This window comes from Streptomyces flavofungini (assembly GCF_030388665.1).
GTDB classification, from domain to species: Bacteria; Actinomycetota; Actinomycetes; order Streptomycetales; family Streptomycetaceae; genus Streptomyces; species Streptomyces flavofungini_A.
The window spans coordinates 4,369,721-4,382,244 of sequence record NZ_CP128846.1; the positions used below are offsets into that span (position 1 = coordinate 4,369,721).

At 72.6% G+C, this 12,524-nt stretch carries 11 protein-coding genes; 7 read left to right on the forward strand and 4 right to left on the reverse strand.

Going from position 1 to position 12,524, the window contains the following annotated elements; all coding sequences use genetic code 11:
* Window positions 1-104: 104 nt before the first annotated feature.
* Together QUY26_RS18125 and QUY26_RS18130 are read right to left on the reverse strand one after the other, a co-directional pair.
* Complete coding sequence (locus QUY26_RS18125; RefSeq protein WP_289947918.1) at window positions 105-1,463, reverse strand: aspartate aminotransferase family protein; 1,359 nt, start codon at window positions 1,461-1,463, stop codon at window positions 105-107.
* A 186-nt stretch (window positions 1,464-1,649) separates the two neighbouring features.
* Window positions 1,650-2,435, reverse strand: a complete 786-nt coding sequence (locus QUY26_RS18130) for a VTC domain-containing protein (RefSeq protein ID WP_289947921.1) — start codon at window positions 2,433-2,435, stop codon at window positions 1,650-1,652.
* A 296-nt stretch (window positions 2,436-2,731) separates the two neighbouring features.
* Here QUY26_RS18130 and QUY26_RS18135 point away from each other — a divergent pair, with 296 nt between their 5' ends.
* Together QUY26_RS18135 and QUY26_RS18140 are read left to right on the forward strand one after the other, a co-directional pair.
* Window positions 2,732-3,328 (forward strand): DJ-1/PfpI family protein, encoded by a 597-nt coding sequence (locus tag QUY26_RS18135; protein ID WP_289947923.1) that lies wholly within the window; start codon window positions 2,732-2,734, stop codon window positions 3,326-3,328.
* Entirely contained in the window at window positions 3,325-3,873 is a 549-nt protein-coding gene (locus QUY26_RS18140) for a MarR family winged helix-turn-helix transcriptional regulator (RefSeq protein ID WP_289947925.1), read from the forward strand. Before QUY26_RS18135 ends, QUY26_RS18140 begins: the two co-directional genes overlap by 4 nt.
* Before the next feature lie 264 nt (window positions 3,874-4,137).
* Here QUY26_RS18140 and QUY26_RS18145 read toward each other — a convergent pair whose 3' ends face one another.
* The gene (locus tag QUY26_RS18145; protein WP_289947927.1) at window positions 4,138-4,653 is read right to left on the reverse strand and encodes a hypothetical protein; all 516 of its coding nucleotides are present in this window, start codon (window positions 4,651-4,653) and stop codon (window positions 4,138-4,140) included.
* 166 nt (window positions 4,654-4,819) lie between these two features.
* Between QUY26_RS18145 and QUY26_RS18150 the strand changes: the two genes are divergently transcribed.
* The 4 genes from QUY26_RS18150 (at window position 4,820) to QUY26_RS18165 (ending at window position 10,185) form a co-directional block, all read left to right on the forward strand.
* Window positions 4,820-5,671 (forward strand): helix-turn-helix domain-containing protein, encoded by an 852-nt coding sequence (locus tag QUY26_RS18150; protein WP_289947929.1) that lies wholly within the window; start codon window positions 4,820-4,822, stop codon window positions 5,669-5,671.
* Window positions 5,672-5,688: 17 nt separating this feature from the next.
* Complete coding sequence (cyaB, locus tag QUY26_RS18155) at window positions 5,689-6,243, forward strand: class IV adenylate cyclase (RefSeq protein WP_289947930.1); 555 nt, start codon at window positions 5,689-5,691, stop codon at window positions 6,241-6,243.
* Between the two features lie 290 nt (window positions 6,244-6,533).
* Window positions 6,534-8,471, forward strand: a complete 1,938-nt coding sequence (locus tag QUY26_RS18160; RefSeq protein ID WP_289955815.1) for a serine/threonine-protein kinase — start codon at window positions 6,534-6,536, stop codon at window positions 8,469-8,471.
* Between the two features lie 139 nt (window positions 8,472-8,610).
* Window positions 8,611-10,185, forward strand: a complete 1,575-nt coding sequence (locus QUY26_RS18165) for a substrate-binding domain-containing protein (RefSeq protein ID WP_289947931.1) — start codon at window positions 8,611-8,613, stop codon at window positions 10,183-10,185.
* 3 nt (window positions 10,186-10,188) lie between these two features.
* On the opposite strand, the gene QUY26_RS18170 is transcribed toward QUY26_RS18165, so the two are convergent.
* Window positions 10,189-11,472 (reverse strand): adenylosuccinate synthase, encoded by a 1,284-nt coding sequence (locus QUY26_RS18170; RefSeq protein WP_289947933.1) that lies wholly within the window; start codon window positions 11,470-11,472, stop codon window positions 10,189-10,191.
* 174 nt (window positions 11,473-11,646) lie between these two features.
* Between QUY26_RS18170 and QUY26_RS18175 the strand changes: the two genes are divergently transcribed.
* A complete protein-coding gene (locus QUY26_RS18175; protein ID WP_289947935.1) occupies window positions 11,647-12,507 on the forward strand; it encodes a diacylglycerol kinase in 861 nt (286 codons plus the stop codon).
* Window positions 12,508-12,524: the final 17 nt, after the last annotated feature.

The following is a 12,524-nucleotide window of genomic DNA, read 5'->3' on the forward strand; positions in this document are numbered from 1 at the left end:
GGCCCAGATGCCCGCAGCGGGGGGCGGGGGACGGATGGGGTCGGGCGGGGCAGGGGTCGGTGGGGTGAGCGTGCGGGCTCACCCCACCGGCCCCGGCGGCCGCGTCAGGCCACGTGGGCGTCGGCGGCGTCGAGGGCCGCGTCCAGGGCCGCGAGGCCGGCCTTCGCGTCGGGCTCCGAGATGTTGCACGGCGGCACCACGTGCGTGCGGTTCATGTTCACGAACGGCCAGAGTCCCTGCGCCTTCGCGGCGGCGGCGAACGCGGCCATGGGGGCGTTCGCCTCACCCGCGGGGTTGTAGGGGACGAGGGGCTCCCGGGTCTCCCGGTCCCGTACCAGCTCAAGGGCCCAGAACATGCCGACCCCGCGCACCTCGCCCACGCTCGGGTGCCGCTCCGCCAGCTCACGGAGTCCGGGCCCGATGACGTCCTCGCCCATCCGGGCGGCGTGCTCGACGACGCCCTCGTCCGCCATGACGTTGATCGTCGCGACGGCGGCCGCGCAGGCCAGCGGGTGCCCGGAGTAGGTGAGGCCGCCCGGGTAGGGCCGCTTGGCGAAGGTCTCGGCGATGGCGCCGGAGATGGCGACGCCGCCGAGCGGCACGTACCCGGAGTTCACGCCCTTGGCGAAGGTCAGCAGGTCCGGGACGACGCCTTCGTAGTGGTCGACGGCGAACCACTTGCCCGTGCGCCCGAAGCCCGCCATGACCTCGTCGAGGACGAGCACGATCCCGTACCGGTCGCACAGCTCGCGGACGCCCGCGAGGTAGCCGGGCGGCGGCGGCATGATCCCGGCGGTGCCCGGGATGGTTTCGAGGATGATCGCGGCGATCGTCGCCGGCCCCTCGAAGGCGATGGTGTCCTCAAGGTGCTGAAGGGCCCGCTCGCACTCCTGGGCCTCGTTCTCGGAGTGGAACGGCGAGCGGTACAGGAACGGCGCCCAGAAGTGCACGACGCCCGCCGACGCGGTGTCGGACGGCCAGCGGCGCGGGTCACCGGTGAGGTTGATCGCGGCGGCGGTGGCGCCGTGGTACGAGCGGTACGCGGAGAGCACCTTCGGGCGGCCCGTGTGCAGCCGGGCCATGCGGGTGGCGTTCTCCACGGCCTCCGCGCCGCCGTTGGTGAAGAAGATCTTGTCCAGGTCGCCCGGGGTGCGCTCCGCGATGAGGCGGGCGGCCTCGCTGCGCGCCTCCAGGGCGAAGGCGGGCGCGAACGTGGTCATCGTCGCGGCCTGCTCCTGGATCGCGGCGACGACCTTCGGGTGCTGGTAGCCGATGTTCGTGTAGACGAGCCCGCTGGTGAAGTCGAGGTACCGGTTGCCCTCGTAGTCCCAGAAGTACGAGCCTTCCGCGCCGGCCACGGCGAGCGGCGTGATGAGGTCCTGGGCCGACCAGGAGTGGAACACGTGGGCGCGGTCCGCGGCGGACACGGCTGCGCCGAGCTGCGGGTTTGGCTGAGGGGTCATGGGGCCGAGGGTAGATGTCCACGTCGTGGACGGGCCATGGGCGTCCTGTCTGGCGACTCGCCGGGAACGCGACATTCTGTCGGGCGGAGAGGCGCCGGACGGGAGCACAGGGGGTCAGCCGTCCCCACGTTGTCGACCGGGCTCCAGGACCGTCCCCCCGGACGAACTCTCCGCCGCCCACGCCGCCTACGGGAACACCGTCCGGACCGCCCGCGCCCAGCGGTCGACGCCGAGGTCGGGGCGGACGGCCGCGAAGCCGCCGCAGTACTTGGTGAATTCGGTGGCGCGCAGGCCGTAGCGGTGCAGGACCCGGTCGGCCTCGGTGAGGCGGCCGCGGGTCTTGGTCTCCACGAGGACGAGGCCGCTGTCGGCCGCGGCGGTGCGGCCCGTCGCCACGTCCCGCACCACGAGCGCCGCGTCGCACGTCACGCGCTGGCCGTCGGCGACGAACGTCGCGCGGCGGTAGTCCGTGACGAGGGAGGGGGTGAGTCCGTGCGGGGCCTCGATGCCGTACGACCCCCGCAGCACCCCGGCGAGGAAGCCCCGCCGGGTGGCGTCGAGGGCGTGGTCGGCGCCCTCCATCCGCTGCCGGTGCTTGACGCTCTCGCCGCGCCCGGTCTTCAGCTCGACCTCGAACTGCCGCTCCCCGCTGTCCTGGTAGACCCGCTCGCGGACGCGGTAGCGCAGCCTGCGGCCCTGGCGGTGGTCGTGGTACGTGCGCAGGGCCGGGGTGTCGTAGTGCGTCGAGCTGTATCCGAACGAGCGGCGGCCGCCGATGCTGAGGGCGCGGAACGGGCCGCCGGCCCGGCGCGGGTCGGTGAGCAGCGCCGCGAAGTCCTCGAAGATCTCCACGGGGACGAGGTAGCTGTGGTCGTAGCGAGCGAGGAGCTCCGCGCGGACGTTCAGCTCGTCGAGCGAGACGGGGTGCGCGGCGAGCGCGGCACGGCTCAGGGCACGTACGGCGGGTTTCACGCGGCCTCCTTGGCGTACGGCGGGGTCACTCGTGCGAACTCCCCATCGTGCGCCATTGGTTCCGGCTGACGGAAGCGGACTTCCAGCACCATGAGGGCGCGGGCGCACAGGCGCGGGTGGCCGCCGACGGCGGAACGCCGGAAAGGGGCGGGGAGGGGCGGGGCGGGGAGGGGCGGGCCGAAGGAGCTGCCGGTGGGGGCCGGGCCCTGCGCCTGACGCGCCCCCGAACCCACTTCATTGACAGCACACTGTCGACATGACAGCATCCTTACATCAGCCACCGAGTGGAGGTCACCATGAGCACCACCGCTGTCGTTCACCTCGCCGTCTACGACGCCCTCGCCGACTGGGAGACGGGCTACGCCACCGCCTACCTCGCCCGCGCGGGCCACACGATCCGCACCGTCGCCGCGACCCGCGAGCCCGTCACCACCGTCGGCGGCGTCCGCGTCCAGCCCGATCTGACCCTCGACGAACTGCGGGCCGAGGACAGCGAGCTGCTGATACTGCCCGGCGGGGACCTGTGGGACACGGGTGACTCGCTCGCCCCGTTCGCCCGCGCGGCCCGCACGTTCCTGGACGCGGGCGTGCCCGTCGCGGCGATCTGCGGAGCCACGGCAGGGCTCGCCAGGGAAGGACTCCTCGACGACCGCGCGCACACCAGCGCGGTGTCGATGTACCTGGACGCGACCGGCTACAAGGGCGCGGACCACTACGTCGAGTCGGACGCCGTCACCGACGGCGACCTGATCACGGCGGGCCCGACGGAGCCGGTCGCGTTCGCCCGCGAGGTCCTCAAGCGGATGGGCGCCTTCGAGGGCGAGAAGCTGGACGCCTGGTACCGCCTCTTCCACGACTCGGACCCGACGGCGTACGAGACACTGGCGTCATGAGCAGCGAGAAGCAGGCCGGCCGGCTCGGGAACGGGGAGCCGGCCGGCGGGGCGCAGGTCGTCAACGTCACCGTCGGCGAGGGCGTACTCGCCCGCCCCGAGCAGGACCTGCTCACCCGCACCGCCCTCGGCGTCTTCCGCCTCAACGGCCAGTTCCTCACCGTCTCCGAGGAGATGGCCCGCCCGGCCGGACTGACGGCCGCCTGGTGGCAGGTACTCGGCGCGGTCCTGCGCGAACCGCAGCCCGTCGCCGGGATCGCCCGCACGATGGGCATCACCCGCCAGAGCGTGCAGCGCGTCGCCGACCTCCTGGTCCGCCGCGGCCTCGCCGAGTACACCCCCAACCCGGCCCACCGCCGCGCCAAACTCCTGCGCCCCACCGACGAGGGCCGCGCCGCCGTCCAGCGCATCCAGCCCGCCCACGCGGACCTGGCGACCCGCCTCAAGGAAGCACTCGGCGAGGAACAGTTCGCGGAGACCGCACGGACGTTGGAGCGGCTGTCCGAGGTCCTGGCGGGGCTGGAGGTGGACGTGGAGAACCCCTAGCGGAAGCTCTCGGACATGGACAGGAGCCGACGACCGCGGCGAAGCCGGACACCTCCGCCTCCGAATCCGAGAAGGAGAGGCGGACGGGCACTGGTCAGCGCGGTGTCCTCCCCCGGGCGGCATACCGCGCGGCACGCAGAGCGCGGCGCAGCCGGGTGCCCTTGGCGCAGTCTTCCATGGCGCCGCAGGGCCGGCACACGTCGACGTGCTGGAGCAAGAGCCGGTACAACTCCTCTGCGCGCGAGGCAGCCTGGTCAGTGGCGGTCACGACTCGATCGCCTTCGGTGTCTCGGCCGTGGACAGCAGCGCGGCGAGGTGCGCGGGATCGCACAAGTGCCCGCGGCGCTGCGGCTGGACCGCCCAGTACGTGATGGGTGAGACCTTCTTGCCGATGCGCGGCACGGCCAGGTACGTGCCGGTCCTGAGCCGGTCCGCGGGGCCCTCCCACAGAGCGTCCGCTGCCACCAGTACGTAGTAACACCCGCTGCCCGTGCGGGTGTCGCGGATGACCGGGCCGTGCAGCCAGTCGTCCAGCGTCGGCTCGACCACTTCCGCCTGGTCGCTCCCCACCGCAGCATGGACGAGCCGACCGGGGACGCGGATGGCGTCGAAGCGCTCACCGAGGGGCAGGAGTGCGATCCCATACTCGGCCCACTCCGATGCGGCCTGGCGCGGCACGGGGTGGGCCCTGGCGAACCAGTCGGCGATGGCGCCGCGGTCGTGCGCCTGCTCCCGCGCTCTGCATTTCGTGCCTGGTGCGGGGGCCGTACTCTCGCCCATGTCGACTCCTCAGTGGTCGGCCATGCCCCCGGCAGGTCGCACGGCCGCCGGGGCTTTTGTTGACCTGGCCAGCGTCTTGTGACGCACGGTGCCGACTCGATCCCCCACGGGTAATCTCACAGTGGGATGGAATCTCATCCCGTTCGTGGATACCGGGGGCCGCACCATGGGGACCGCACTGGAGCCGATCGAACTGCCTGACTGGGCATGGGAACGCGCCGAGGTGCGCGAAGCCCTCAGGGCCCGCGACATAGGCGCCGTGTTCCGCCACGTGCAGCAGTACGCGGGCGCCAGCCAGGCCCGCATTGCGACCGCGACCTGCATGACGCAGGCCCGCGTCTCCGAAATCATCAGTGGACGCCGGGAAGTACAACGGCTGGACGTGTACGAGCGGATCGCCGACGGACTCCACATGCCCGACGACGCCCGGCACCTCCTCGGCCTCGCCGCGGGCCGGGAGCGTCGGACGGGCGGGGCCGCGTTCGATCTGGCGACGTTCCCGGAAGTGGTGCGCGTGTACGCGGCGCAGAACTCGGCAGCGGAAGAGATCAAGGAGCGGGCCCGCGAAGCCACGGAGTTGGACGTCCTGGCGGTGCGCGGGCTCGGGCTGATCGGCCTGAACGACAGTCTGCTGCGCGCCTGTCTGCCCCGCGAGCGAGGCGGCAACGGGCTCCGCGTCCGGGTCGCTCTCCTCGACCCGGACAGCGAGGCTCTGACGCGCCGTGCGGCGGAGATCGGGGAATCCGCGGAATCCCTCGCGTCCGGGGTGCGGCTCGCCGAGGCGAGGCTCCGCGAACTGGCGGACGTGGGCGACGTCAGCGTGTGGCAGTACCGGATGCTTCCGACGTGGCGCCTCATCCGCGCCGACGGGACGATGTTCGTCGGCGCGTTCGACGCCGGGTGGGAAGGGCACGAGTCGGCGCTGTACAAGGTGGTGGAGACCCCGCACGGCCCCTTGCACCGAGGGTTTCGGCGGATGTTCGAGGCGGTCGTCGACGGAGCGCGGCGCACGGTCTGACGAGGAGGTGACCCCGGGTGATCGAGGCCGAGTTGAAGGCACGTGTGCATGCGCCGGAGCAGGTCGTGCGGCGGTTGGGCGAGTGGGCGACGGCGCGGGTCGAGGTGTACCGGGACACGTATTACGACCGGCCGGACGGGTCGTTGGAGGCGGCGGGCGAGGAGTTGCGGGTGCGTACCGTGCGGGGTGCGGACGGCACGCGCACGGTGCTCACGTACAAGGGCCCGGTGGTCGACGAGGGGTCCGGGTCGAAGCCCGAGCATGAGACGCGGGTCGAGGACGCCGAGCAGGCACACGCGATTCTGCGAGGGCTCGGGTATGTGGAGCTGATCGCGTTCGAGAAGCGGTGCCGGAACTACGCGTTCGAGGCGTACGGACGGCAGCTGCTCGCCACGCTGGTGCGCGTGCCGGAGATCGACGGCACCTTCCTTGAGGTCGAGACCCTCGTCGACGAGGACCAGGTGGCCGCGGCGCTCGACGACGTCCGCGCGGTGCTCGCCGACCTCGGCGTCGGCGCGGAGGACCTGACGTTGGAGACGTACACGGGTGCCGTGGCCGCGCGGCGCGGCTGACCCGGCCGGGTCGCCGCGGTCCGCCGCGCGGCTGCGCAGGGACCGGATACAGGCCCCGCCCCGGTGTCGCGGTCATCACCACCGGGTCTGCCGCCGTCTCACGGATGTGTCACAGATTCCGTCGACGGACTGCGGAAAAGGCGCGCATGTAGTGGGCTTATAAAGGACTCGGGGGCGTCCCGTGAACCGTACGCACGGTGCGTAGACTCCTCGGTCTGTCGCACGGCGACGTACGCGCGGTCGCCGTACCGCGGTGGCTGGAAATCAGGGGGAGGGCGGCGCCGATGGCCATGGAGAAACTCGGCCCGGGGGATCCGCAGCGGATCGGTGCCTACCGGCTGCTCGCGCGGCTCGGCGCGGGCGGTATGGGGCAGGTGTATCTGGCGCGGTCCGACCGCGGGCGCACCGTCGCGGTCAAGCTGGTCCGGGAGGAGCTGGCCGCGCAGGACGAGTTCCGCGGGCGGTTCCGGCAGGAAGTGGGGGCCGCCCGGCGGGTCGGCGGGGCCTGGACCGCGCCGGTCCTCGACGCCGACACGGAGGCGAGCATCCCGTGGGTCGCCACGGGGTACGTCGCCGGGCCCTCGTTGCAGGCCGTCGTCTCGCACGACCACGGGCCGCTGCCCGAGCGGTCCGTGAACATCCTCGCCGCCGGGCTCGCCAACGCCCTCAAGGACATCCACGCCGCCGGGCTCATCCACCGCGACCTGAAGCCGTCGAACGTCCTCGTCACCATCGACGGGCCCCGCGTCATCGACTTCGGTATCGCCCGCGCCCTGGAGACCGTCACCGACGGCGGCCTCACCCGCACCGGGGCGCTCGTCGGGTCGCCCGGCTTCATGGCGCCCGAGCAGGTGCGCGGCGACCGCGTCACCGAGGCCTGCGACATCTTCTGCCTCGGGTCCGTCCTCGCCTACGCGGCCACCGGAGCGCTGCCCTTCGGCACCGCCAACAGCGGGGTGCACGCGCTGATGTTCCGCATCGCGCAGGAGGAGCCCGACCTGGAGGCCCTGCCCGAGTCCCTGCGCGATCTTGTCGGGCACTGTCTCTCCAAGGCCCCGGAGGACCGGCCGTCCCTGGACGAGATACTCGCCCGGACCGGGGCCGAGGACACCCTCTCCGAGGGGAAGTCCCTGGAGCCCTGGCTTCCGGCGGCCTTGGTCGCCCAACTGGGGCGGCACGCCGTGCAGTTGCTGGAGATCGAGGAGCCCGAGGGGGCGGCGGCAGCCGGGGGCGCGGCCGGGTCCGGTGAGTCCGCGCCCGGTGAGTCCGGGGCTGCGGGAACGGCAGGTGCGGGAGCAGCTGCGGCAGGCGCGGCCGGGGCTTCCGCGCAGGGCGCCCCGGACGCGCCCGCCGCACCCCCGTCCGGCCAGGACACCCCGTCCGGCCACGACACCCCACCCCCACCCGGCACCCCCGGGCAGGCCTCCGTCAACCACCTGCCCACCATGGTGAGCGGCCTGCCCCCGGCCCCGGCGGCCGCGCCGACGCCGACCCCCGGGCACACACCCACCCCCGCCCACTCCCCCGCGTACGCCTACCCCCACCAGGCCTCCGGCTACGGCTATCCGCACCCGCAGCAGCCCCCGTACGGCGCCACCCCGCCCTACGGCCCCACACCCCCGTACGGCCTGCCCGCAGGGGAGCCGCAGCGGCGCAGCGGGCGTTCCACCGCGCTGCTCGTCGCCGTGGCGCTGATCGTCGCGCTCGGCGCGGGCGGCACCGTGTACGCGACGATGAAGGGGGACGACGGCGACCCGAAGGCGCGGGGCGGTGGCGACGGCAAGAACCGGGAGAGCAGCGCGCCCGAGACGCCCGGCTCGCCGTCGGAGTCCGACTCCGGGCCGAGCCCCTCGCCGTCCACGTCCGCCGTCTCGGACAAGACGGTGCCGGACAAGTTCCTCGGCACCTGGAACGGCACGGTCAGCGGCGACGCCGGACTCAGCACGCGGCGGCTGACCATTCAGCAGGGCAAGGAGGGCGACACCGTCCTGTCCATGACGGCCGACGGGCCGCTGGAGGGCGGCGGCACCTACCACTGCGTGTTCCAGGGCGAGTTGAGGTCCGCGAGCGAGGACCGGCTGAACATCGGCCCGACGCGGGTCACCGTCGGCGGGCCCCCGGCCTGCGCCCCCGGCAAGCCGACCGTCGTCACGATCCTGCCGAGCGGCGAACTGCACCGCGTCAACGCCGACGGCACCCGCGCGCTGACGTACACCAAGGGCAGCTGACCGCGAGGACGACCGGCGACCGGAGCAACCCGCCCGCACGGCAGGCCGGTTGAACCAGCGGCGAACGTCCGGCGGCGGAAGGGCGAAGTCCCCCGCCCGGGCGTTCCCCGCGCCGGGGGCGCCTCCGTAGCGTGCGGGCGTGGACTGGTTGAGCCCCGAGAATGTCGTCGCTGTTCTGACCGCCGCGCTCGGGCTGCTGGCCACGCTGGGTGCCATTTGGTACGAGCGCCGGGTGCCGCGGCGCAAACGCATCGGCTACCGCGTGCAGATGGACACCGCGATCGGCGACAACGTCCGCACGGGCGGCGCGAACGCCCGGCTCGGGCTGTTCGACGAGACGCCGGAGATGTCCGACGCCACGCTGGTGCTCCTTCGGGTGGAGAACGACGGGTCGCAGTCCATCAGCGACGCCGACTACACCGGGCGGGCGCTGCACGGCCTGACCGCCGTGTTCACGGGACGCACCGTGCGCGGCCTCGCCGTCACCGCGCAGGCGGGCGCCGACCACCTGATGGAGCACTTCACCCCGGCGGCGGGACTGCGGTACGACGGCTCGACGCTGTACGTCCCGCGCGTCCCGCTGAACCGGGGCCAGCACTACAAGCTCCTCGTCCTGCTCACCGGCGGCGCCGTCGGCGGCGAGGTCATCGTCTCCGGCGGCCTCCAGGCGGGCGAGGTGAAGCCCAACCGGTCCACCACGCCCGACGAGAAGCCGCCGCTGTTCAGCCGCCCCGCGAAGGTCCTCACCGCCCTGCTGACCGCTTCCGTGGTCACGCTCGCCGCGATGATCCTGGTGAGCGAGGACGACCCGACGCCGATCGAGTGTGCCACCGGTCGGCTGACCATCGTGGGGTCGACGGCGTTCCGGCCCGTCGCCGAGGAGCTGAAGGAGAAGTACGAGGACGACTGCCCGGACGCCGACATCAGCGTCAGCGCGCACGGCAGCACGGCGGGGATACGCGAACTCGACGCGGAGGGCGCGAAGTCGGCGCGGTCCGCGAAGAAGTCGCCGCCGCTGATCGCCCTGTCCGACGGGCCCAAGTCGGACGGCTATCCACGGCTCGTCGAGCATCGCGTGGCCGTCTCGGCGTACGCGCTCGTCGTCAACGACGGGGTGCGGCTGCGGAATCTGTCGCTGAGGGACGTGCGGCGGCTCTACCGGGGCGAGATCAGGAACTGGAAGCAGCTCGGCGGAGCCGACCAGGAGGTCGTCCTGGTCAGCCGGGGCTCCAGCTCCGGCACCCGCGACACCCTGCAACGCCGTCTGCTCGACGGCGACTTCGAGATCAAGGCGTCGTCCAACGACTGCGTGCGCAAGGACGACGCCCGCGCGCCCGTGATCCGCTGCGAACTCGACTCCACCGAGCAGGTCCTCGACGCCGTCGGCCGCGTCCCCGGCGCCGTCGGCTACAGCGAGCTGCGCGCCGCCACGCACCTGAAGGGCCTGCGCCGGCTGTCCCTGGACGGCCGGGAGGCGTCCACCGACGACCTCGCGAGCGGCGACGGCTATCCGTACCGCGAGATCGAGTACGCCTACACCTACGGGCAGCCGCCCGCCGACTCGCTCGCGTCGAGCTTCCTCGCGTACGCGCGCGGCAGCGGCCAGGACGTGATCCGCACCCATGGCCATCTGCCGTGCGCGACACCCGAGGGCCTGCGCGCCTGCTCCGAGCTTCCGGACGAGCCGGACTCCCGGACCAGGCGCGCCGGTTGACCGCTAGATGAACGAGTTGATCTCGATCGTCTCGTCGCGGCCCGGGCCCACACCGATCGCCGAGATCGGCGCGCCGGACATCTCCTCCAGGGCCTTCACATAGCCCTGCGCGTTCTTCGGCAGGTCGGCGAAGGTCTTGGCCTTGGTGATGTCCTCGGACCAGCCGGGCAGCGTCTCGTAGATGGGCTTCGCGTGGTGGAAGTCCGTCTGGTTGTACGGGAGTTCCTCGACGCGCTTGCCGTCGATCTCGTACGCGACGCAGACCGGGATCTGCTCCCAGCCGGTGAGGACGTCCAGCTTGGTGAGGAAGAAGTCCGTCAGGCCGTTCACGCGGGTCGCGTAGCGGGCGATCGGGGCGTCGAACCAGCCGCAGCGGCGGTCGCGTCCGGTGGTGACACCGCGCTCGCCGCCGATGGTGCGCAGCGCCTCGCCGTCCTTGTCGAACAGCTCGGTCGGGAACGGGCCCGCGCCGACACGCGTGGTGTACGCCTTCAGGATGCCGATGACCCGGCTGATCTTCGTCGGACCCACGCCGGTGCCCGTGCAGGCGCCGCCCGCGGTCGGGTTCGACGAGGTGACGAACGGGTACGTGCCGTGGTCCACGTCCAAGAGCGTGCCCTGGCCGCCCTCGAACAGGACGACCTTGTCCTCGTCGAGGGCGTTGTTGAGGATCAGGGTGGTGTCGGCGACGTACTGCTTGATGTTCTCGCCGTGCTCCAGGAGCTGCTCGACGATCTGCTCGGCCTCGATGGCGCGGCGGTTGAACACCTTCGTCAGGAGCTGGTTCTTCTGCTCCAGGGCCGCTTCGACCTTCTGCTTCAGGATCGACTCGTCGTAGAGGTCCTGGACGCGGATGCCGGTGCGGTTGATCTTGTCGGCGTACGTCGGGCCGATGCCGCGGCCGGTCGTGCCGATCTTCCGCTTGCCGAGGAAGCGCTCGCCGACCTTGTCGACCGTCACGTTGTACGGCGTGATGATGTGCGCGTTACCGCTGATCAGCAGCTTCGACGTGTCGACGCCGCGCTCGTTCAGACCGCTCAGCTCGGAGAGCAGGACCGACGGGTCGACGACGACTCCGTTGCCGATGACCGGGACACAGTCCGGTGAGAGGATCCCGGAAGGGAGGAGATGCAGCGCGTACTTCTGGTCGCCTACGACAACCGTGTGGCCGGCGTTGTTGCCGCCCTGGTAACGCACTACATAGTCCACGGAGCCACCGAGCAGGTCGGTGGCCTTTCCCTTGCCTTCGTCACCCCACTGAGCACCGAGCAGCACGAGTGCGGGCACAGGCGTACACCCCTTCCGGGCGGGGCATGTCCAAGGTCAGGGGCCACAGCGACAGGCCGTCGGCCGTCGATGTGGATGTGCCTTGGTTGCCCCGGAATAGACGAAGCCCCTGGCGCAATAGCGCAAGGGGCTCTTGCACAAAGATGCTACCCGAGACCTAAAGAAAGGGCGCACGTGTCGGCTCGCGACCAGCTTCTGGTGGTCATCGACCCGGTCGCCCGGCGCACGGACGGGGAGTCCGTGCGTATCGCCAAGGACGTGCTTGGCGCGGGCGCGGGCGTCAGGGTGTGCCTGCCTGAAAGCCCCGAGGAATTCACGAAAGCGCTGGTCAGACGCGGGTCTCGGCGGCCCGTCGTGGTGGGCGACGATGCCGCGCTGCTGCGCGCGGTCGGTGTGCTGCACCGGGAGCGCGCGCTCGCGTCCGCCGTTCTCTCCGTCGTTCCCGTCGGCTCCGCCGCGTCCGCCGTCCGGCTGTCCCGGGGGCTCGGGGTGCCCGCCGGGGCGGTGGCCGCGGCCCGGGCCGTCCTGGAGGGGACGCCGCGGCGGCTGGATCTGCTCGTGGACGACCGGGACGGGGTGGTCCTCGGGGACGTGCTGATTCCGCCGGTGGGCCCGGTGGGGGCCGGGGGCGGGGTCCCGGGGGCCGAGGACTCCGGGGAGGCCGGGGGCGGGGAGCGGCATCCGTGGCTGCGGACCTGCCAGTCGCTCGTGCGGACGCTGGCCGTGCGGCCCTCGCGGGTGGTGCCCGGCGGGCCCTCGCGGCTGCGGGTCGAGGCGGACGGGGTGACCCTCGTGGACCTCGACCAGCCCGTCGAGGGGGTGCGGGTGCGGCCCGGTGGGGCCGGGTTCGCCCGGGTCGAGGTGCATCCGGCGTCCGTCGGGGCGGAGGTCGCGCCGGTGCGGGCGCGGGCCCGGTCGGTGACGGTGTCGGGGCCGGACTTCCGCTACCGGGCGGACGCGGAGGTCAGCGGCCCGGTGCGGAGCCGGACGTGGCACGTGCGGGCGCAGGCTTGGGGGCTGGTGCTGCCTCGGTGAGGCGGCCTCGGCCCGGG